Annotated in this window: 16 protein-coding genes, 1 pseudogene and 1 other annotated feature; of the genes and pseudogenes, 3 read left to right on the top strand and 14 right to left on the bottom strand. The window is 40.0% G+C overall.

From position 1 onward, the window contains the following. Window positions 1–7: 7 nt before the first annotated feature. The 7 genes from RBL01_RS05350 to RBL01_RS05320 all read right to left on the bottom strand — a co-directional run bounded on the left by RBL01_RS05350 (window position 8) and on the right by RBL01_RS05320 (window position 10143). Complete coding sequence (locus tag RBL01_RS05350) at window positions 8–1099, bottom strand: prephenate dehydrogenase (RefSeq protein WP_073460663.1); 1092 nt, start codon at window positions 1097–1099, stop codon at window positions 8–10. Between the two features lie 16 nt (window positions 1100–1115). Beyond that, complete coding sequence (aroC, locus tag RBL01_RS05345) at window positions 1116–2282, bottom strand: chorismate synthase (protein ID WP_002319105.1); 1167 nt, start codon at window positions 2280–2282, stop codon at window positions 1116–1118. Between the two features lies 1 nt (window position 2283). Then, window positions 2284–3348, bottom strand: coding sequence for a 3-dehydroquinate synthase (aroB, locus tag RBL01_RS05340; RefSeq protein ID WP_002319104.1), 1065 nt, complete (start codon window positions 3346–3348; stop codon window positions 2284–2286). A gap of 32 nt (window positions 3349–3380) precedes the next feature. After that, window positions 3381–4403 carry a 3-deoxy-7-phosphoheptulonate synthase gene (aroF, locus tag RBL01_RS05335; protein ID WP_058128781.1) on the bottom strand — a complete coding sequence of 341 codons (1023 nt, stop codon included), beginning with the start codon at window positions 4401–4403 and terminating at the stop codon, window positions 3381–3383. A 658-nt stretch (window positions 4404–5061) separates the two neighbouring features. Continuing rightward, window positions 5062–6036 carry a beta-galactosidase small subunit gene (locus RBL01_RS05330; protein ID WP_058128780.1) on the bottom strand — a complete coding sequence of 325 codons (975 nt, stop codon included), beginning with the start codon at window positions 6034–6036 and terminating at the stop codon, window positions 5062–5064. Further along, window positions 6017–7900: a glycoside hydrolase family 2 gene (locus RBL01_RS05325; protein ID WP_002319102.1), complete on the bottom strand. Its 1884-nt coding sequence runs from the start codon at window positions 7898–7900 to the stop codon at window positions 6017–6019. The genes RBL01_RS05330 and RBL01_RS05325 overlap by 20 nt, the downstream gene beginning before the upstream one ends. 17 nt (window positions 7901–7917) lie before the next feature. After that, window positions 7918–10143, bottom strand: coding sequence for an alpha-galactosidase (locus RBL01_RS05320; RefSeq protein WP_058128779.1), 2226 nt, complete (start codon window positions 10141–10143; stop codon window positions 7918–7920). A 113-nt stretch (window positions 10144–10256) separates the two neighbouring features. Between RBL01_RS05320 and RBL01_RS05315 the strand changes: the two genes are divergently transcribed. Next, the gene (locus RBL01_RS05315) at window positions 10257–11291 is read left to right on the top strand and encodes a LacI family DNA-binding transcriptional regulator (RefSeq protein ID WP_058128778.1); all 1035 of its coding nucleotides are present in this window, start codon (window positions 10257–10259) and stop codon (window positions 11289–11291) included. Window positions 11292–11357: 66 nt separating this feature from the next. Here the strand turns inward: RBL01_RS05315 and RBL01_RS05310 are convergent, their stop codons facing one another. The 3 genes from RBL01_RS05310 to RBL01_RS05300 all read right to left on the bottom strand — a co-directional run bounded on the left by RBL01_RS05310 (window position 11358) and on the right by RBL01_RS05300 (window position 14792). Next, a complete protein-coding gene (locus tag RBL01_RS05310) occupies window positions 11358–12368 on the bottom strand; it encodes an alpha/beta hydrolase (protein ID WP_307780823.1) in 1011 nt (336 codons plus the stop codon). Window positions 12369–12445: 77 nt separating this feature from the next. Then, a complete protein-coding gene (locus tag RBL01_RS05305) occupies window positions 12446–13582 on the bottom strand; it encodes a 5-methyltetrahydropteroyltriglutamate--homocysteine S-methyltransferase (protein ID WP_058128776.1) in 1137 nt (378 codons plus the stop codon). Between the two features lie 92 nt (window positions 13583–13674). Beyond that, window positions 13675–13906, bottom strand: a binding site (T-box leader). 124 nt (window positions 13907–14030) lie between these two features. Further along, window positions 14031–14792 (bottom strand): MerR family transcriptional regulator, encoded by a 762-nt coding sequence (locus RBL01_RS05300; RefSeq protein ID WP_307780824.1) that lies wholly within the window; start codon window positions 14790–14792, stop codon window positions 14031–14033. A 98-nt stretch (window positions 14793–14890) separates the two neighbouring features. Here RBL01_RS05300 and RBL01_RS05295 point away from each other — a divergent pair. Together RBL01_RS05295 and RBL01_RS05290 are read left to right on the top strand one after the other, a co-directional pair. Beyond that, a pseudogene (locus RBL01_RS05295) lies at window positions 14891–16612 on the top strand (ABC transporter ATP-binding protein). A 14-nt stretch (window positions 16613–16626) separates the two neighbouring features. Next, window positions 16627–18411, top strand: coding sequence for an ABC transporter ATP-binding protein (locus RBL01_RS05290; RefSeq protein ID WP_410779645.1), 1785 nt, complete (start codon window positions 16627–16629; stop codon window positions 18409–18411). On the opposite strand, the gene RBL01_RS05285 is transcribed toward RBL01_RS05290, so the two are convergent. The 4 genes from RBL01_RS05285 to RBL01_RS05270 form a co-directional block, all read right to left on the bottom strand. Beyond that, window positions 18361–18546, bottom strand: a complete 186-nt coding sequence (locus RBL01_RS05285) for a hypothetical protein (RefSeq protein WP_307781029.1) — start codon at window positions 18544–18546, stop codon at window positions 18361–18363. The genes RBL01_RS05290 and RBL01_RS05285 overlap by 51 nt on opposite strands. A gap of 351 nt (window positions 18547–18897) precedes the next feature. Continuing rightward, on the bottom strand, window positions 18898–19026 hold the full coding sequence (locus tag RBL01_RS05280) for a 30S ribosomal protein S9 (RefSeq protein WP_002295229.1): 129 nt from the start codon (window positions 19024–19026) through the stop codon (window positions 18898–18900). 2 nt (window positions 19027–19028) lie between these two features. Then, the gene (rlmD, locus tag RBL01_RS05275) at window positions 19029–20402 is read right to left on the bottom strand and encodes a 23S rRNA (uracil(1939)-C(5))-methyltransferase RlmD (protein ID WP_002327839.1); all 1374 of its coding nucleotides are present in this window, start codon (window positions 20400–20402) and stop codon (window positions 19029–19031) included. A 110-nt stretch (window positions 20403–20512) separates the two neighbouring features. Continuing rightward, window positions 20513–21568, bottom strand: a complete 1056-nt coding sequence (locus RBL01_RS05270; protein ID WP_002292050.1) for a diacylglycerol kinase — start codon at window positions 21566–21568, stop codon at window positions 20513–20515.

Below are 21568 nucleotides of genomic sequence, written 5' to 3'. Positions count from 1 at the left end.
CAGCCTCCTATTTGATCCAGCAATGATAACTGGTATTAGATATAATGGTTCTTTTTGCTTGTAACAAATCCTGTTGATTTTTGAAACTGATTTGCAGTATCCCTAAAATATCTTCTCGCGTCTCTTGGATCTTCAAATTGATCAAAGAAACTCCCGCTTTTCCAATCAGTCCAGTTACTTCTGCAATAACGCCAGGCTCATCTGGCACATCGATAAATAAATCAAAAAAAGCAGGAATCGCGCCTTGCTTATGGACAGGCAACTGGTCTCGACTTTCTTTTGCTCGATTGAAAAAAGAAAAGATTTCCGATTGGTTCTCAGTCATGATCCATTCTGCTATTTGTGTCATTTCTTGCTGCCAATCTGCCAATCGTTCCAATAATATCTGCTTATTGCTCAACAAAATATCTGTCCACATGACAGGATCCGAGGAAGCAATCCTAGTGATATCTCGAAAGCCTCCTGCTGCCAGTTGTTTGGCTCGCGGATATTCTTGATTGAATTGTTCTGCCTGATTGACTAAACCAGCTGCCAGAATATGTGGAAAATGACTTAGCATTCCTGTTATACGGTCATGTTCTCCTGCTGTAAGAGTCACATATTTTGCTTTGGTTCCGCAAAATAGTTCTTGCAGTTTTTCAACATCTTTTTTCGTCTTTTCCAAAGGTGTAAAGATGTAATAGGCATTTTCAAATAGTTTAGCATCTGCTGCCTGTATACCTGATTTATGAGAACCAGCCATTGGATGTCCACCAACAAACCGAAGATTTTTCTGCTCAGCGGATGTCACGACTTGCTGCTTCGTACTGCTGACATCCGTAATGATGACGTGATCAGACAAGTTGATTCTTTCAAGGACATCAAGATAAGCTAAGGTTGTACGGACGGGAACGGCTAATAAGATAACGTATGCTTGTTCTGCACCTGTTTCAAAATCATTTGCAACGTAATCAACGATCTGCTGTTCTACTGCTTGCTCACGGGTTTTTGACTGACTATCCCAACCAACTACTATCAGTTCTGGATTGGTCTGACGAATACAAAGTGCCATAGAAGCACCAATCAGTCCAAGCCCCACGATAAAAACATGTTGTGCCATCTTATTTGCCCCCTTTTTAGTAATGTTTCAAGTAGTCACGGTACTCCTTCACTGCAGCTTTCAACTCAACAAGCGAATCACTTGGGAATTTTGACAATAGCTCTGTCGCTACAACAGTGGCTACAACATTTTCCGCAACGACACTAGCTGCAGGAACTGCTGTACTATCCGAACGTTCTACACTTGCTTTGTAAGGTTCTTTTGTATCGATATCAACACTTTGAAGTGGCTTGTACAATGTAGGGATGGGTTTCATGACCCCGCGGATAATAAGTGGTTCGCCATTGGTCATCCCGCCTTCGAAGCCGCCTAGATTATTAGTACGTCGGAAGTAGCCTCGTTCTTTTTCCCATAAGATCTCATCCATCACTTCTGATCCTGGTAATGATCCAGCAGTGAATCCGACGCCAAATTCTACTCCTTTAAAGGCATTGATACTAACCACAGCTTGCGCGATTTTGGCATCTAGCTTCGTGTCCCATTGTACATAGCTTCCTAATCCAGCTGGAACGCCTCCAACGAGCACTTCTACAATTCCTCCGATCGTGTCTCCATTTTTCTTTGTCTGATCGATCAGTTCTTTTATTCTTTGCTCGACTGCTGAATCAACAACCCGTACTTCTGATGCTTCAGAAATTTCTTTGATTTCTTGAATGGAGATATTTCCAGGTATTTCTGCTTGGATTCCACCAAGACAAATCACGTGTCCGGCTACGATGATGTCAAGTTCTTCCAGAATTTTCTTGGCAATTGCGCCGATTGCTACACGCATGGTCGTCTCTCTTGCAGAGGACCGTTCAAGCACATTCCGAAGATCTCGATGATGGTATTTCATACCGCCTACCAAATCCGCGTGTCCTGGACGCGGACGTGCAACTCGCCGCAGTGATTGGTCTTTTTCAGGTACTTCTGCTACAGACATGACAGTTGTCCAATTTTTCCAATCTTTATTTTCTATTACTAAAGTGACAGGTGAACCAATTGTTTTGCCGTGACGGATGCCAGACGTGATACGAACACGGTCTTTTTCGATCTTCATCCTTCCTCCTCTGCCGTAACCAGTTTGTCTGCGAGCGAGTTCGTGATTGATTTCTTCTTCTGATAGAGGTAACCCTGCTGGTAGTCCTTCAATAATCGCTGTTAATTCTGGTCCATGGGATTCTCCCGCAGTCATATAACGCATCTTACAGTCCTCCTAAGTAATCTTTGAATGTCTCTGTGGGAACAGGTACGATTTTTGCTTGCCCAATCTTTTCTAGTAAGATGATATTCAATTGGCTTCCTCTTGCTTTCTTATCATGGGTTATCGCGTGAAATAATTCCTCTGAATGACTTAGATCGTAAGTAATCGGCAGGTGGAATTTTTGGAGTATCCTTTCTAATGCAGCTGTCGATCCAGTTGGAGACAAGCCGATTTTTTCTGCATGAGAAGTGATGGCTACCATTCCAATAGCTACTCCTTCTCCGTGACTGACTACCCCATATCCTGCTGTATTTTCAATTGCATGGCCAATTGTATGACCAAAATTTAAAATAAGTCGATTTCCTTGATCAAAGACATCTTCTTCCACTACTTTTCGCTTGATTTTCAACGTAGCAGTGATGATTGGAACAGCATGCTCTAGAAGATCTTTTTCGTCTTTCAGCTCATTCAGCTGTTGCCAAAGCATTGCATCTGCTATAGCTGCTGATTTGATGATTTCAGCGATCCCTTCTCGTAAACGACGTACCGGCAAAGTCTTTAGAACCTCAGGATCAATCAATACGCCATCTGGCTGGCTAAATGTTCCGACAAGGTTCTTCGCTTTGTTTGTATTAACTGCTGTCTTCCCGCCGATACTAGAATCTACTTGTGCAAGTAACGTAGTCGGAAGTTGAACGAAATGGATCCCACGCATGAACGTCGAGGCCACGAATGCGGCTAGATCACCCACCATTCCTCCACCAAGTGCAAGTATTCCATCGCTGCGGGTAAAATCATTATCTGCCAAAAAATCGTATAACTCAGCTGCTTGTTCCAAAGATTTACTGGTCTCACCCTCCGGTACGATTGAAAGGACTGGTTCAAAATCAGCTTGTCTCAATTGGAACATGATTTTTTCCGCATACAGTGGAGCAACGTTGGTATCAGTGATCACAGCTACTTTTTGAGGCTTCCAAATCGTTTGAAGCCATGATCCAGCCTGTTCTAGTGCACCTTCTTCAATATGAATATTGTATTTCTGGTTATCAACATGTACAGTAAGCATTCGTTTCACTTCTTTCTTTTAAAAAGCTGGCATTAATCGAGTGTTTGAATCTTTTCCATTGCTTCTTTCATGATCGTCACTTCTTTCATCATGCGTGAGTAAGTCTTTTCATTCAACGATTGGGGACCGTCTGACCAAGCATTTGCAGGATCAGGATGGATCTCTACGATCATGCCATCTGCTCCGCTTGCCACACCCGCACGGGCCATTGGTGGTACAAGATCCCAAATACCTGTACCATGACTTGGATCAACGATCACAGGGAAATGAGTTAATTTTTTCATCAATGGAACAGCACTTAAATCAAACGTATTACGTGTAGCTGTCTCGTAAGTCCGAATCCCACGTTCGATAAAAATGACAGGAGATTTGTCTTCGACTGCAATGTATTCTGCAGCATTAAGCCATTCATTGATCGTACCAGAAATCCCACGTTTCAATCCAACAGGTTTACCTGTTTTACCGACAGCAGATAGCAGTTTGAAATTTTGCATATTACGTGCGCCAATCTGTAGGATATCGCTGTACTCAGCCACCATGTCGATATGCCCTTCATCCATCACTTCAGTAATCGCTTTCATTCCAAATTCATCAGCCGCTTGACGGATGTATTTCAATCCTTCTTCTTCTAAACCTTGGAAAGCATATGGAGAAGTACGTGGTTTGAAGGCACCACCTCGCAGGATTTTTGCGCCCCCGGCTTTGGCCATTCGCGCACATTCTCTGATTTGGTCTAATCCTTCGATAGAACAAGGACCAGCCATCGTCACGAAACTACCGTCACCGATTTTTACTCCGTCTACATCCACGACTGTATTGCCAGGATGGAATTCTCGAGAAGTCAATTTGTATGTGTTTAAAATACGCACAGCATTTTCTACTCCTTCGTAGCGTGTAAATGCTCCTTCTTGTAAACTTCGCGTATCACCTTTTAGTCCAATCACTACTCGTTCTGTTCCTTGATCGATCGAGACTTTGAATCCTTCTTTTTCGATATGATCGACGACTTTTTTTACTTGTTCTTCCGTTGCTTCTTTTTTCATAATTACTATCATTGTTTTTCCCGCTTTCTTTTGTTTACTTATCTATCTTGGCTGATTTTCTCTACTTTTTCAAGGTGGTTTTACATAAATCCCTACTAAACGACCGTGTCCTGTTGTTCTCATTTTCGCTCCTTCTTTCCTACTTATGACCCGATTAATCAACAAAAAAAGATGTCCCTGTAGGAAATTACCTCTACAGTGAACATCTTCAACGAGCCTTAAAAAGCGCTGCAAAAATATAAAATAGCCACTATAGATGAATTTCTCTACGTGGCTGTAAGTCGTGTTTAAAAATCTTTAGCCATCATAGATACAAACTTGGTTTGTTTGTACCCACGAAGTCATGAATACAAACCTATCTAAAATAGCTAAAGTAATACGTATTCAGTTTTGTAAGTTTTCTAGATTTCATAAAAAATCGCTCCAAACTGATGTAAGAATTGTACCTAGTATAGACATAAAAAAATCGACTGTCAATCATTTTTGTGAAACTTTTTTTAATTTTCTGATAGTTAACTTTGTTTTTCAGAAAAATAACAATTGGTTTTATTGAAGAAAACAGTCATGAACAAAAGACTTTGAGAAATTTTTTGCTCTCTTGTTCATGACGTATAGAATAAAGCAGCTTTGTCTTGTAAACTCTGTTTTTCAAATAATCATCTAAAGATCGCTACTGGATAATAAAGCTGATTTCATGGTCCTCTTCGCCGCTGATGCGATAAGGTGACTCAACATCCGCTCCCCAGCTATTGATACCCCCCACTCCTCTTACTTTTGCAAAAATCGTAAGAACCGTTCGTCTTTCTGGCGGTAGTTCTTCTATATGTGTCGCCTGTTCCAGTTCTTCTGCTTTGAATGGTAAAGCGGAAAAAGCAAATGGCGTATCCTGCTGTTCAAATCGCAACGAAAAGTCTTCTTGATCTTTGTCCGTATTATCCAATGTTTGATTTCTTGTCAGTTCTAGCCATTTCGTTTCCATATGCATACCGCATTCTTGGGGAACAAGGTATGGAGGGATAGGGAGTCCTTCCACTTTATAAATACCTTCGATACCACCAGCCAGCCGATCCGGATATGTTTCCCCTGATAAACCTTCATACTCAAAGAATTTTGCTTTTGTTGGCATAATGAACCTTATACCCAATGCTGGTAATTCCGGCAACCCTTTTTGTCCAACATAATGCATCTTAACAAGCATTTTACCCTCTCCAGCGATTTGGTAGGAAATTGTCACTTGTGTTTTTGGTACTGTGTTGATTTCCAGTGTAAAAATGATTTCAACCGTTCCAGCGTATTCATTACTTGAATATTGATTATTTACTGGAGCAATCGGCAAATCGATCTTTTTATCGTCCACCAGTACTTCTATTTCTTTGACTTTTGGATACAATCCGGCTCCTAACCACATACCAGATTTAAATCCAAATCCACTACCTCTGTCATTATCAGTCGTTGCCCGCCAAAAAACTGGAAGTGTTTCCCGGTATAGCCATTCTTTTCCGTTTTTATTCAGCGACTCCAGTCCGCCTCTTGTGTAAGAAAAAATATAATGCTTATTCCCCGATTTGACACCTAATGTACAGTCGCCGAAGACGATTGCAACTTTTTCCGTCTCCATATGACTTTTATTTAGTGTATTTTTCATAATAATATCTTACCTCCTGCATGGCGGGTTTTTCTTGTCCATCTGCAAAAACGATTCCATTCCCTGAGAATTCATAGTCACTTGGTTTATCGTCAAAGTCACCGCCATAGCGCATCACTTCTCGACCAGTGATTGGATCAGTCACTTGGATCGCCTGATCTTTAAAATCCCATATATAGCCTCCTTGGTACATTTCATAACGATCAAGCAACGTCATGTAAGAATCCATTCCACCTAACGAATTCCCCATGTCATGCATGTATTCACATAAGATGAACGGTTTTTCCGCTTTATTTTCAAGGTAGTCAATAATCTCTTCTGGTGGCGCATACATGCAGCTTTTTACATCTGAAATCGAATCTTCGAATGCTGGATTTGGAAAATTCCCTTCATAATGGACGAGTCGATCGGGGTCTACTTTTTTGAAGTAATCGTTCATTTGTCGAATGTTTTCTTCCGCATAGGATTCATTTCCAAGAGACCAAAAAAGAATGCTTGGATGGTTTTTTAATGTTTCGAAATTCGTTTTTGCCCGATCAAGAACAGCAGTTTGCCACTGAGGTACTGCACCTGGCACGTTGTAAGAAGGCTCAAATGCACCCATTTTTTGCCATGAGCCATGGGATTCGAGGTTCGTTTCCGCCATCACATGGATGCCTGCTTGGTCGCATAAATAATACCAAGTGATCTGGTTGGGGTAATGAGATGTCCGTACGCCGTTGATCTTTGCATTTTTTATGATAGCCAAATCTTTTTCCATATCTTCTATAGTGATGGCGCGTCCTTTTTTCGGATGCCATTCATGTCGATTTACTCCGTTGATGATCATTCGTTTTCCATTGAAATAGATGATTTTATCTTTGATTTCGATTTTACGAAAACCGAAGGAATAGTCAATATATTCCGTTACTCTTTTTTCTTCGTCTATCGTCTCCAATTCAAGCTTATATAAATTGGGCTGAAAATGCCCCCACAGTGCCACGTTTTCAAATCCATCGATCCGAATCGTCATTTGCTCTTTTAACGGATATTGCTGTTGATAGATTTCCTTCCCCTCAGGATCTAGTATCGCTACATTCAGCTGACTGTTTTTGGCTACTTGTTCAAAAGACAAATCTACTTCAAGTTTGCCATTTTGACATTTGTCATCTAAGCGAGGTTTGATCCAAAGATCTTCTAAATGGTTTTGTCCTCGAGCAACTAAGTAGACATCTCTGAAGATTCCAAAAAATCGGAAAAAGTCCTGATCTTCCAAGAATGCAGCTGTACTTCTTTTGTAAACCTCCACAGCTAGAATATTTTCTTCTTCCAAATAAGGTGTTAAATCAAATTCAGACGGAGTGAACGAATCTTCGGCATACCCGATAAAATGGCCATTCAACCAAAGGAACATTGCTTGTTCTACACCAGCAAAATGAATCGAGATTTGTTTTCCCTTTAGACTTTCTTCTAATCGAAAAGTCGTCAAATACGACCCCACCGGATTGTCTTTAGCAGTTGAAAATATCCCTTCCGTCTCTTTCTCAGGGCTTGTCGTGAAAGGGGGACGGCGAAATATATGTCCCTCCCACGGATACATCGTATTGATGTAATGGATCTTGTCATAATTTGCTAATTCAATATGACTAGGAACAGTGATTTCATCAAAAGAACAGGCATCAAAATCATTTTTATAAAATGTTTTTGGACGTACCGAAGGATTTGGTGAATAACAAAAACGCCATGTTCCATTTAAAGACTGTTTAAGGGAGGATGTGGTTTCTACTTCTTCCCTTGTTGCATAGCAAACATGATCGCTATGCGCATTCGATTGGTTCACTCTAAAAACTTGTGGATCATCTAACCATTTTATATTTGCTTTCATACTTTTTTCCTTCTCTCTCATAACTTTTTGAAATGAAGCAGCTCTGTTTGAAAATCACCTTGAAAATCAGGGAAGTAAAGTCCGACTGCCATCAATTCGGCCCCCGAAAATATCCGCTTCGAGGTCTGTTCCTGATAAAGTGCCTCATCATCTAACCCCATCAGATATACTTCATGGAACGCTGGTTGAGCTGAAGCTAGTATCCTCCCTAAAAACACAATAGCTTCATCTTGTTTAGGAGACACAAACATCCATGCGGCAATATTTTCTTCAAAAGGACTCGCCAAACGATAATAATGGCCGTACTGGATCACCGGACGAATCGTTTGATAGGATATAATTTGGTCTTTGACTTGCTTTTTTTCTTCAGGAGACAGCTTTGTCAAATCCAGTTCATAACCAAAAACAGCGCTCATAGCTGTTTCTCCTCTTGTTTTCAACGAAGTAGATCTGCCAGTCTGATGATTTGGTACAGCTGATACATGAGCCGTGATGGACGAAATCGGATAAGCAAGACTTGTTCCATATTGGATTTTCATACGCTCCACTGCATCCGTGTTATCACTTGTCCAGGACTGCGGCATATAATAAATAAAACCAGCATCAAACCGCCCACCTCCACCAGAACAGCCTTCCCATAAGATTTCCGGATAATCAGCTGTCAAATGTTCGAGTAGTTCATAAAGCCCAAGCATGTAACGATGCGCTACTTCTCCTTGTCTCTGTGGGTCAAGGGTAATCGAATAGACATCTGAAAGCGAACGGTTCATATCCCATTTGATGTAGTCAAGAGGAATCGTGTCTAAAATCTTTCTCATTTGTTTCTCAATCGTCTGCCGAACATCTAACCTTGTAAAATCCAGTACATGTTGTGATCTGGAAGCAGAAGGCATTCTACCTGGCTCCTGCATAAGAAAATCAGGATGTGTTCGATACAGTTCAGAATCAATGGAGATCATTTCTGGTTCAAACCATAAACCAAATTTCAATCCTTTGCTATGAGCATAATCTGCTATTTCACGTAATCCATTTGTCAACTTGCCTTCATACTCGAACCAGTCTCCTAATGAAGAATTGTCCGCATCTCTTTTTCCAAACCAGCCATCATCTAATACGAACATTTCGATGCCTAGCTCCTTTGCTTCATCAATGATCGCCTTGATTTTTTCACTATTGAAGTCAAAGTAAGTAGCTTCCCAGTTATTGACAAGAATCGGCCGTTCAGCAAATTGATGACGACCTCTTGCGATTCTTTCACGTAGCAACTCATGGTGGATCTGACTCATTTTGTTCAATCCCTGACTTGAGTAAGAAAGAATCATTTCAGGTGTTTGAAAAGACTGATTTGCATTCAATTCCCACGAAAAACGATGGCTGTTGATCCCACCGACAACTCTCAATTGATTAATCTGATCTTTTTCAAGTTCGAAAGAATGGTTGCCCGAATAAACAAATTGAAGTCCAATCGCTTCTCCAGTATTTTCTGTCGTATGATGATGAACTAAAGCAATAAAGTTATTCATATGGTGACTGCTCGTTCCTCGACTGCTTTCAAATACTTTTGTTCCAGATAAAAGAGATTGCCGTGAGATCTGTCTTTCATTGACCTGTGCTCCTGGCAAAGCAATGACTTCATCAAATCGCCTAGTATGGGCAAAATCTAGCTGGAAACTAGCTGCTTTTTCTAGTTTGATTGTTTCTCTGGTTTCATTTCTTATCTTTACAGATCGTGTGATCACTGCTCTATCACTAAATATGGTATAGAACAAATCGAAATAAATCGCTGTTTCTCTATCCTTAAGTGAAATCACCAACGTTTGTGCCTCTGACTTGTCTAGCACATAAGTTTGAGGCAAGTCTTCGATGTCTGGCTTCCCATCTGTAATATAATGACTGTCATATCTCAGATCCAGTAAGTCTGACCCATTCTTGCGCTGAATGATCGATGCGGGCGTTCGAAAGTCCATGCTGCCATGAGAAGAGTATTCTTGTGGTAGTGTATCTTTCGACAGAGACCGGTCAGGATTTAAGGGAATATTTCCTGAAAATCCACGATCTCTTCGGGGATAATTTTTATTGTCTTTGTACTGCTTGACTGGTTTGCCAAAATAAATATGCGCCAATACATTGCTCTCTTCTATCTTTATCAGATAAGAAAGAAATGTATTTCGTAAATGGAAGACTCGGCTCTTTTCATCAAATAAGATGAAATTTTTTTCTGTTTTTCTATGCGTAATATCCATCATTTCACTCCCGCCAAAAAGGAAACCGTTTACTTTTTTTATAATTCCTGTATACTGTTTACTAAACAATTTTGTCAATAGAATTTTTTTGTTTTTTTGAGGAGTGTGTAAAAATGGTTGGAATTAGAGATGTCGCACGAAAGGCAAATGTCTCTCCTGCTACAGTTTCCCGCGTGTTGAATAACGATCAGACGATCCATGTGGCTCAGGCTACTCGGCAACGAATAGTAGAGGCAGCAGCTGCGTTGGATTATGATATCAGTACTCGAAAATATATCAAAAAGAGAATGCCTTCGATTGGTGTGATCTCTACGATCAGCAAGGCGAGCGAAGAACAGGATATCTATTACAAACATTTGCGAGTAGGGATGGAAGAAGAAGCTCGACGTCTGCATTTAGGGATGAATCGAATCTATAATCTATCTGATAATCCTAAACAATGGGAAGATCTAGATCAGTTAGGTGCGGTGATCGTTGTTGGGACCGTTACGAAAGAATCGATTACCGCCTTGTTAAAACAAAACATGCAAATAGTCGTCGTGGATAACCCTGACATCCAGCAAGAGGTCGATATGGTCTATGCAGATCTTGAACGGATGACTAAAACCGTACTGGAATTGTTCTTAGAAAATGGCCATAAAAGAATAGCCTATATCGGGGGATATAAAGTCGATATGGATGAATTTGGTGGGAAACAGATTTCTACAAATGAAAAAAGGATGCGTGCCTATCAACATTTTATGGCAGATCATCACTTGGAAAAGTATATTTCTTATCGTCTAGGTGGCTGGACAGAAAAACAAGGTGAGGTACTTGCGACTGATCTATTAGAAAATGAATCTCCTCTTCCTACTGCCATTCTTGTCGGGAGCGATCCAATGGCAATCGGTGTCTATCGCGCATTGAAACAAAAAAATATCCAAATTGGAGAAGAGATTGTTGTAGCAAGCTTTGATAATATCGAGACAATCGCAAACCTCTCCCCTGGCTTGACCAGTGTTCAAATCAATGCGAAATCAATTGGGCAAGCAGCTGTTCGAATGGCATTGGAGCGAATTGACGGAATACGGGACGAACCAATCATTTTGACTTATCCTGCACGATTGATTGTTCGGGAAAGTTTTATCCCAAGAACAAAAAGGTATTAAAAGAGAGGTTGTGAAAAGCCGCTTCGTTTCTTCATACTCAAAACTAAACGGCTTTTTCACAACCTCTTACTTATACTTATTCACAAAATCCAATGTCTGCTGGTAACAATTTTGCGATTCTTTTAGCGTGTAATCAAATTGGTATTCATGGGTAATCTCTTTTTTTGTATCTGTATAAAACAAGGATTGCACGGGTACCTTTAATTCTGTCAACCGATTTTCTAATGCTTGACCTTGCTCTTGGAATGAGTATGCATTTCCGTCAGTTATATACGTTGGCGGAAATTCCTTAGAAACATGGTCAGACACACTAGCTTCTTTCAGTTGCTCGCTCGTTTTCCAATCTTTTGTTCCAATCAACGACCATGCAACGGTTTTGACGAAGAACTTCATAAATCGATCATCCGAATGTTGCTGTGCTGTTAGTTTCAAATCAACGGGTCCGCAATAAGAAATGATTCCTTTCAAACTATCTTTTGGAAGTACCTGTTTGATTTTCATTTGTTTGGCATACGCTTCATTTGTTTGTAGAGCTGCATATTGCAAAGCGATTTGTGCACCTGCACTATCTCCGCCAAAAAATAGTTGTTCCATGTCTAGCAGTTTGTCGTCGCCTTCAGCTAATAAATCTTTGACCAGCTCATTCACTTGAAGAACTTGATTAGGGTATTCTGAATCAGGCGCTAATTCATAATTCATCGCCACCACTGCGATGTTGGCGTCTGATACTAATTTTGTCGCAAATTCCTTGACACCTGATTTATCTCCGCCGACGAACCCTCCACCATGTACCCAAAACAGAACAGGAACAGGTCCCTTGCTGTTTTTTGTATAGTAGATATCATACGTATTCTCTTTATAGTTGGACTCGTACGTCAAATCTGTTTTTTTCGCCACGTTTTTTTCTGCTTGATTGAACGTTTTCTGATCGGTGATTTGAACAGTATTTGAAAACATATGGTTGATCAAGAATGCTCCGGGTCTGGGGGAAAGCTGGAAGGCAAGAAAGAGTGCAAACGCGATCCCAAGAATGATTCCGAAGAACCATCCGATAAATTTAAGAATTTTCTTTTTCATAAGTCTCTCTCAGTAATTAATATTAAGCATTCTGATTATACCATAGTGTTCTTTCCTAGCAAGCTCTCCTGCATGATTTAATTGTTCCCCCAAACTTCTTCTGCAATGCTTTTGACAAAAGCAATCTTTTCCCATTGTTCTTCTTCAGACAAAATATTTCCTTCTTCTGTTGAAGCAAATCCGCATTGAGGACTTAAACACAAACGATCCAAAGGCAGATATCGTGTCGCTTCGTAGATCCGGTCAATCACTTGCTGGCGCTCTTCCAGTTCACCACTTTTCGTTGTGATCAAGCCTAATACGACTAATTTATCTTCGGAAACTTTCGCTAAAGGTGCAAAACTTCCAGCACGTTCACTATCGTATTCTAAATAATAGGCACGGACATTTTCTTGAGTAAATAATGAATCTGCTACGTCGTCATAGCCCCCCGATGCTGCCCAAGTAGAATGATAGTTCCCGCGACAGACATGTGTATTGAGTGTTAAATCATCTGGCTGGTCAGCTAAGACTGCATTGTTGATCGTTAAATAAAGATTTGCTAGTTCCCGACGAACTTCTTTTTCATCTTTTCCCTCATCCATCGCAAACCCTTTAGGAAGTGGTGCAACTAATACTCCCCATGTACAATCATCTAGCTGGATCGTCCGCGCACCTGCTTCATATAAGTCGTCGATCACTTGACGATAAGCTGCGATGATATCTTTGATCAATGTTTGATTGTCTTCATAGACTTTTCGAACATAGGGTAATATATTCGGACGAAGTAGTTCCACTAAAATTTGAGCTGGAGCAGGAATTGTCTGTTTCACTTCGATGCCTTGACTTGTATGAGCCTGAGTGAATTTAAAATGTTCGACGAAAGGGTGATTCGTACCAGAAATTTTCCCCGTCACAATCACTGTACCAGGACGTGTCTCTTCTCCATGAAAGAAATAGCCATGTTCAGGCACATAAAATTCCACGCCATTCAACCCATAAAAGAAGTCCAAGTGCCACCAGCTGCGACGGAACTCTCCATCAGTAACAGCTTTCAAACCAGCTCCTTCTTGTTTTTTTATCAATTCGATGATTGTTTCATCTTCTACTTTTCGAAGTTCTTCTTGTGTGATTTCCTCATCGGTAAAACGAGTCCTTGCTTCTTTCAGCTTTTCAGGACGTAAAAAGCTCCCGACGATGTCATAGCGAAATGGTGATGTTGTTCGAATTGTCATAAAAAATCTCCTCCAATAATCATGTTTTAACAAAGCGTATGAAGCTTTTCAAAAAAAGAAAAAAGTACCCGCCTCTTTTGCCGTTGAACGACAAAAGGGACGAATACTTCGTGTTACCACCCTTATTTACATTATTCTCACAAATAATGCCTCATCGGTACAGATTGTATACCCGGCGAGTTATCGGTCGCTTTACCGTTTAGATTGCGTGAACAATCCAAAAAACTCAGAGCTCATCTTCACTGACCAAACAATCCTTGCTCTCACCTACCAAGGTCTCTGTACTTATTTCCGATCAGCAACTCTTCTCTTCAACGCTTCATTATTTGCTAATTAATATCCCACTTTCGTTTCATTTTGTCAATCTTTTTTTAATAAAAAAAATCAAGCAGTTTCTCTCTCATTTCATTTTCATCCATTCAATCCACTTATCCTAAATATTTCTTTCCTATTTTTTCATTTCCATCCATGCATGATAATATTCAATTCTGATATTGTTTTCGTCCGTATTTGTCAATAGATATTGTCCGATCACTTCTCCTGTTTCCCACCCTTTTTCATGCATTGTTTCTCTGACTTCTAAGATATTATTACGTTCCGCATGGTTCATCTCAGATTTCAATAAAAACCGGCGATAAACAGTCGTATCTTTTTTCTTCCAAATCACATCTTGGGAAAATAAATGTATCTCACTGGGGTCGATAAAAAAGCCGTACATCGTTTGCGAACTGGAAGCTGGCATACTCATCATTCCAAAACTCGAATAGTTCGGTAGAAATTGTTTTATTTCCACAATATCCTCAAATTCCGTTGAGATCATACAGTCAAAAGGGATCTCTTCTATAGGAGATTCTTCCTCGTCTGTATCGATCATCAATTTCAACTGTTTTTTTCGCGCCCTTATCTCTTTCTGTTTTTGTTTCATTATCAATAGTTCTTTATGGATTCTTTTTTCTGTTTCATCAAGTGTCTCATATAACTCCGTCAGCGTTTTACCATATAAATTCTTCATCTGCTTGATCGGTATATCTAATTTTCTATAAAAAACAATATCATAAAGCATAAAAATATCGTCGATATCAAACAAGCGGTAATCATTCTCTTTCTGTCTGCTTGACCGGATCAGGCCCTGTTCATCCCAATAGCGAATCGTTGATTTTGGCAAATCGAACAGTTCCGATACTTGGCCGATCGTGTACATTTTTTTCATTTTTTCTCACCTCTTTTCTAGTTTATTCTTTTTTCTATTGACCTTCAAGCTACTTGAAGGTATAGAATCGAAAAGTATCAGGAAAAAGGAGGAATAATATGACTATCTTAAAAAAATTCTTACAGCAAAACAAAGGACTCGCTCTCCTTACCTTTGTGATGATCTGTTTACAAATCGCCGGTACATTAGGTGTACCAAAATTAGTAGCCAAACTGATCGACACAGGTATAGCAAGTGGCGAAGCCTCTGTTATCAAGAAAATCGGCGTTGAAATGCTACTTGTAGCATTTCTAGGAACGATCGCTGCAGTTGCCTCTAGTTACTTTTCAGCGTTGGCATCCGCTCGGTTTGGATTCCAGACACGGGAGAAATATTTCCATAAATTCCAACAACTGTCAATGAAGGATATCAGCCGTTTCAGTTCTGGATCTCTTTTGACAAGAATGACGAATGATGTCGATAATGTCCAGCAAATGATTGTTTTGTTTTGCCAAATGATTTTACCAGCACCAGTTATTTGCTTTTTCACCATCCTCATGATGTTTCGTTATTCTCTATTGCTTACATAGGTTACATTACTCTCTGTTGTTTTTTACGTATGGATCGTTTATCGACTGATGAAACGAGGAACGCCTTTATCTTTGAGTATCCAACCAAAAATGGATCGGATCACCATCACATTGAGAGAATTCTTTACGGGGATCAATATGATCCGTGCCTTTGATAATCAATCATATGAAGAAAAGCGAACGAATCAGACCTTTGCAGATTATGCTAGTCAAATGATCAAAGTGAACCGAATCTTTGCTTGGGTCACTCCAATTGCTTTTTTGCTCATGGGAATCGTTTATGCTTCTATTTTGTGGTTTGGCGGAAATCTTGTGGCAGACGGGACGTTACAGATCGGGGTCGTGACCGCGGTAGTGGAATACTCTATGCTGACACTTGCTTATTTGATGATTGCAGCCATGGTACTGGTCATTATCCCTAAATCATTCGCCTCTTTACGACGAATAGAAGAAATACTCGAGGCAGAGATCGAAATTAAAGAAGAGACGATCAAAACAGTGGCTGAACCAACCTTTGATCAGACAAATGCAGCTGCTTTTGAACATGTCACATTTAAATATACTGAAATCTCTGATCCAGTTCTAGAAGATATTGATTTTACAATACCTAAAGGAAAAACAACGGCGATCGTTGGCGGGACCGGATCTGGAAAAAGTAGTTTAGCAAAACTTCTCTTGAGACTAAGTGATCCTACGGTAGGAAAAGTGACCCTTGGTGGTATCCCTCTTACTCAAATGACGCAGGAACAGATCCGCTCACACATCAGTTATGTCCCTCAAAAAGCTTTCTTATTCAGCGGTACGATCTTAAGCAACTTGCAGATGGGAAATGAACATGCCTTACCAGAAGAATTGGCTAAAGCGATCAAGATCGCCCAATTAGAAGAACTAGTGGACACTCTTCCGGATGGATTAGATAGCTTTGTTGCTCAAGGTGGTTCTAATTATTCTGGCGGACAGAAACAGCGGATATGCATTGCTCGAGCATTGATCAAACCAGCAGAAATCTATGTATTCGATGATAGTTTTTCCGCTTTAGATTATAAAACAGACGCAGCATTAAGGGCAGCACTCCATAAACAAATGTCGGAGAAAACTCTCGTGATTGTTGCTCAACGTCTCAGTACGATCCAACAAGCAGATAACATCATTGTTTTAGATGAAGGAAAAATCGTAGGACAAGGTACTCATGAAGAACTATTGTCTAATTGTCAAACATATCAAGAATTTGCCAAATCACAAGGAATATAGAAAGAAGGGATTCGATGGAAAAGAAAAAAACGTTGAACACACGCGCTTTGATACGTTTTTGGAAAATGATCAAACCTGAACATAAATATTTTTACGGATTGTTTCTATGCAGTTTGTTGGGCAACCTATTAGTTGTAGCCATGCCCCTGATCATGGGAATCGGGATTGATGATTTGTTGTCGCAAATAAGAAAAACAGGTATTGGACAGCTTTCTTTCAGTGATATCAAACAAGCATTGCTGTTCCCTGTCTTATTGCTGATCGGCTGCTCAGTCCTAAGCAGTATTGCTTCATTTATCCAAGAACGGACAATGGCAGCATTAAGCGAAAAGATCACATTGAGGGTGCGAAAAGAAATCACAAAAAAATTCAAAACGTTACCGATGTCGTTTTTTGACAATCATCAAGTAGGTGACATCATCAGTCGAACGACTACCGGACTCAATCAGCTTTCTCAAGTGTTATTGACAGGTATCAATCAATTTTTCACTTCTGTCGTAACAATAGCTGCTGCTGGTCTAATGCTGTTTTATATCGAAAGCAAGCTCACTTTGCTTGTCTTATTGCTGATCGTTGGAAGTTCAATTGTTACAACTAAAATTGCGAATAAAAACAAACAGATTTCTGAACAAAACCAATATGAACTAGGTGTCTTGAATAATCGGATGGAAGAAATCTTAGCTGGTAATCTAGTGGTCAAAACATTCAATCAGCAAGCTCATGCAGAAGCTTCCATACATGAAGTAAACAAAAAACAATACAATGCTTTTAAACGTGCTCAATTTATGAACTTTGCCATCTATCCGGCAATCCGTTTCATCAATCAACTCGCCTTCATCATAAGTGCGGTATTCGGTGCTATACTCGTTCTTTCTGGCGGTGTGACGATTGGCTTCTTACAAGCTTACCTTCAGTACATCAATCAGATCTCTGAACCAATTTCCACTGCTTCTTATGTGATCAACTCGATCCAATCCGCAATGGCAGCAATCGAAAGGATCTTTGAGATATTAGATGAAACAGATGAAATTCCGGACTTACCAGAAGCAAAACTTTTGGAAGAGCCGGAAGGAAAAATAGTTTTCAAAAATGTACAATTTGGTTACACATCGGATAAAATATTGATGAATCAAGTTGATTTTTCAGTAAAACCAAAACAAACTGTGGCGATCGTTGGACCAACTGGTGCAGGAAAAACGACTTTAGTCAATCTGCTGATGCGTTTTTATGAACTGAATAAAGGAAAGATCGAATTCGACGGTCTTGATATTACCAAGCTTTCACGTGGAGAACTACGTCGTTCTTTTGGGATGGTTTTACAAAATACCTGGCTGTTTGAAGGAACGGTAGCTGATAATATCGCCTACGGGAAAATGGATGCCACAAGAGAACAAATTATCGAAGCGGCTGAAATCGCACAATGTGATCACTTTATTCGAACACTGCCAGACGGATATGATACGATCATTTCTAGCGAAAACGGCACGTTATCTCAAGGACAGCAACAATTATTGACAATTGCTCGAGTCATTCTAGCGAATCCTCCTGTCGTTATTTTAGATGAAGCAACTTCTAGCGTAGATACACGAACAGAAGCATTGATTCAGCAAGCAACGGAAGCTGTGACAAAAGATAGGACAAGTTTTGTGATTGCACACCGTTTGTCAACGATTGAAAATGCAGACATGATCCTTGTAATGAAGAATGGCGATATCGTCGAAAAAGGAACACATTCTGAACTACTCCAATCACCAACGCTTTATGCCAGTCTTTATAATAGTCAATTTCAGGTAGCATAGCCAAAAGAGCGTGGGACAAAAGTAAAGAACACTTTTGTCCCACGCTCTAAACACGTATAAACGGCGGAAGCAGAAGCAACTCCTTCGGAAATAAGCTGAAATTAACAAAAATTTGAAAAAGCAATTTTCGTGAATTCCTTCTTATTACTTGGAGTTAAACGCTTCTATCCCAGCCTCTTTGTCTCATTACTGGTTGAACACAAAAAATGTTAAAATATCTGAATGCAATCAGCTAAATATTTTGGAATGGCCTCGTATGTAGCTTTCCAGTCAGCAGGAGCAATTCTGATGGCTTTCATGAGTTTTTCTAAGCTTTTCTAAATGCAGCTACGTTTCTTGTTTCTTTTGTCATCATGACTTTTTTAACCCCTCATTTTCAACGACTTTTTCACGAACAGCCGATTGAATTACCAAAAAACGTGGAGAATAGTGAAAGGATGGGGAACGATCATCAAGATCATCGTTCCCCATCCTTTTTTGACCATATTACTTATTAAAGATCTTAGGGCCTTTTCTCATGTTTTTACGATCATTCTTAGGTGTTTCCATTTGTTTGGATCGGCCTCCACCTTGTTTCTTTTTGATCAATTCTTTCATTTTTTCTTTTTGGTCCATTTTTATTCTCCTTTAACGAATGAAGCGACTAATTCGATATGATGGGTTTGCGGGAAAAGATCTACAGGCTGAACTTTCTTCACGGCATAACCTGCTTCTGCAAATAACTTAGTATCTCTTGCAAAAGTTGCCGGATTACACGAGATATAGACGATTCGTTCTGGTGACATTTCGATTGCTGATTCAATAAAATGATGATCTAATCCTTTTCGTGGAGGGTCAACTACGATCACAGATGGTTTGATCCCTTTTTCTTGCCATTTTTTCATGACTTTCTCTGCTTTTCCGACTTCATAATGAACATTTTCGATTTTATTATTTAAAGCATTGAACTGTGCATCTTCAATTGCTTCTGGAATAACTTCCATCCCATACACCTTATCCACTCTGTCTGCTAAAGACAAGCCAATCGTACCTATTCCTGAATAAGCGTCGATCACAATGTCTTTTTTATCTAACTCAGCAAACTCGATGGCTGTTTGGTACAGATACTCTGCTTGTTGAGTATTTACTTGATAAAATGACTTTGCTGAGATTCGATAGGTTTTTCCTAATAGCTGATCTTCGATATAGTCTCTGCCATATAAAACTTTTTCTTTGTCTCCTAAAATCACATTTGTTTTTTCTTCATTGATATTTTGGATGACCGAAACCACTTCTGGCAATTCTTCATGAATGGCTTCAGCAATTTCCTTGGATTTAAAGAATTTTTCTTTACGAGTAACTAAAACGACCATCATTTCATGGGAATAATGACCACGACGGATAATGATGTGACGAAGCTGGCCTTCATTTTTTTCTTCATTATATCCTCGTACTTGGAACCGTTGCAAGATATCTCTGACTACTTTGATTGCTTGATCGATGACAGGATCTTGGATATAAAAATCTTCGATAGGGACTAGATCATGGCTATTCTTTTTGTAAAAACCGGTGGCTAACTGTCCATCGATACGGCGAACAGGGATCTGTGCTTTATTACGGTAGCCGAATGGTTCTGCCATTCCGACCGTTGGAAGTACAGGAACTTCTGGCATCTTAGCAATCTTCGCCATTACATGCTCTACTTGTTTTTGTTTGAAGACAAGCTGTTGTTCATACTTCAAATGAGCTAAAGGTGCGATACCTGTGCGAAGTAATGCATTGTTTTCTACAGGCTGGCGATCAGGAGATTGTGTAATAAATGTTTCGACTTTCCCATACCCAAACTTATTGCCTGCTTTCACTACTAGTATTTCTACTTCTTCTCCAGGAAGTGCATTTTCGATAAACAATGGATAACCATCGATTTTTGCTACCCCCATTCCTTCATAACTCAAGTCGACGATTTCGACTGTATATCGTTCGTTTTTCTTTACTATTTGCTGTTCTGTCATATTTTGCTCCTTTAAGCCTATTTTTCAATCCTACTGAACTCTACTATAAATCAGCTAATTACACAACTAAAACCGGCACTGACCTTACTACGTTCAGCACCGGCTTTTGATTAATTCTTTTGATTAGGTGTTTCGTCTGCTATTTTTCCGTCACCGTCGATATCTTCATCCGTTAAACGTTCGACTTCTTTTACGAATTCTTTGCTGACAACCTCTAATTCTTCTTCATCTGTGCCTGTGATTGCTTCATCAGGAATCTGATCGGTATTGGCAAAGAACTCAATGTGTTGATGAAGATTTTGGAAATGCATCGGTGCTTCCCCGCCATATTCACCATCTAAGTTGATCATTACTGGTCGATTGATATCATCTTCTGTTTCGACGAACAAACTGCTTGTTTTGGTATAGATTACTCTTGGATCATCGACATGTCGACCGCCATTCAGCATGAGTGCCGCAATATGCAAGATCTCAAAGATATTTGCTGTCTTCACAATGATCAAAGAAAACTTGCCATCATCCAATTTGGCATCTGGCGCGATCTGTTCGAATCCTCCAACAGAGTTCGTCAGCCCTAGGAAAAACATCGAAGCATTTCCGATATATTCCCCTTCATCATACTTCAAGCGCATTTTGATTGGCTTTACTCGAGGTAGCATCTCTGCTCCTTTCGCAAGGTAGGCAAGATAACCAAAAATACTCTTTAGTTCTGATGGAACTTCATAAGTCAATTCTGTCAAATAGCCGCCTGCAGCGATATTGATGAAGTAACTGCTATCAGAAAGACCGATGTCCATTTTTACGGTTTGGTGTTTTTTTATTACTTCTGCTGCTGCTTTAATATTATCTCTAGGAATTTTTAATGCTCGAGCATAGTCGTTCGTCGTACCGGCTGGGATAATGGCCATTTTAGGACGGTGTTCAAGCGGAGCGATCCCATTGACCACTTCGTTGATCGTTCCGTCGCCCCCAGCTGCCACTACTAGATCAAAACCTAGTTCTGCAACTCTGCGTGCTTCATTCTTGGCTGAATCAGGTTCTGGTGTAGTGGCATAGGCGCTGGCTTCAAATCCTGCTTCTTCTAATGCCTGCAGGATATCCGCCAAATTTTTTTTCAATAATTCTTTTCCCGAGGTAGGGTTATAAATTACGCGTGCTTTTTTCAT

Origin of the sequence: Enterococcus sp. SB12 (assembly GCF_030910025.2) — a bacterium.
In the GTDB taxonomy this organism is placed as follows: domain Bacteria; phylum Bacillota; class Bacilli; order Lactobacillales; family Enterococcaceae; genus Enterococcus_B; species Enterococcus_B faecium.
Note: the sequence above shows the minus strand (reverse complement) of the source record. Positions and strands in the feature narration are given on the sequence as shown.

What these genes read in the sequence shown, in the direction of transcription:
- RBL01_RS05270 (WP_002292050.1), bottom strand. Translation starts at nt 21,568, where the DNA reads ATGAAAAAAGCACGCGTAATTTATAACCCTACCTCGGGAAAAGAATTA.
- RBL01_RS05330 (WP_058128780.1), bottom strand. Translation starts at nt 6,036, where the DNA reads ATGAAAAATACACTAAATAAAAGTCATATGGAGACGGAAAAAGTTGCA.
- RBL01_RS05325 (WP_002319102.1), bottom strand. Translation starts at nt 7,900, where the DNA reads ATGAAAGCAAATATAAAATGGTTAGATGATCCACAAGTTTTTAGAGTG.
- RBL01_RS05350 (WP_073460663.1), bottom strand. Translation starts at nt 1,099, where the DNA reads ATGGCACAACATGTTTTTATCGTGGGGCTTGGACTGATTGGTGCTTCT.
- RBL01_RS05280 (WP_002295229.1), bottom strand. Translation starts at nt 19,026, where the DNA reads ATGGACCAAAAAGAAAAAATGAAAGAATTGATCAAAAAGAAACAAGGT.
- aroB (WP_002319104.1), bottom strand. Translation starts at nt 3,348, where the DNA reads ATGCTTACTGTACATGTTGATAACCAGAAATACAATATTCATATTGAA.
- RBL01_RS05300 (WP_307780824.1), bottom strand. Translation starts at nt 14,792, where the DNA reads ATGAAAAAAATGTACACGATCGGCCAAGTATCGGAACTGTTCGATTTG.
- RBL01_RS05315 (WP_058128778.1), top strand. Translation starts at nt 10,257, where the DNA reads ATGGTTGGAATTAGAGATGTCGCACGAAAGGCAAATGTCTCTCCTGCT.
- RBL01_RS05310 (WP_307780823.1), bottom strand. Translation starts at nt 12,368, where the DNA reads ATGAAAAAGAAAATTCTTAAATTTATCGGATGGTTCTTCGGAATCATT.
- rlmD (WP_002327839.1), bottom strand. Translation starts at nt 20,402, where the DNA reads ATGACAGAACAGCAAATAGTAAAGAAAAACGAACGATATACAGTCGAA.
- RBL01_RS05305 (WP_058128776.1), bottom strand. Translation starts at nt 13,582, where the DNA reads ATGACAATTCGAACAACATCACCATTTCGCTATGACATCGTCGGGAGC.
- RBL01_RS05320 (WP_058128779.1), bottom strand. Translation starts at nt 10,143, where the DNA reads ATGGATATTACGCATAGAAAAACAGAAAAAAATTTCATCTTATTTGAT.
- aroF (WP_058128781.1), bottom strand. Translation starts at nt 4,403, where the DNA reads ATGATAGTAATTATGAAAAAAGAAGCAACGGAAGAACAAGTAAAAAAA.
- RBL01_RS05290 (WP_410779645.1), top strand. Translation starts at nt 16,627, where the DNA reads ATGGAAAAGAAAAAAACGTTGAACACACGCGCTTTGATACGTTTTTGG.
- aroC (WP_002319105.1), bottom strand. Translation starts at nt 2,282, where the DNA reads ATGCGTTATATGACTGCGGGAGAATCCCATGGACCAGAATTAACAGCG.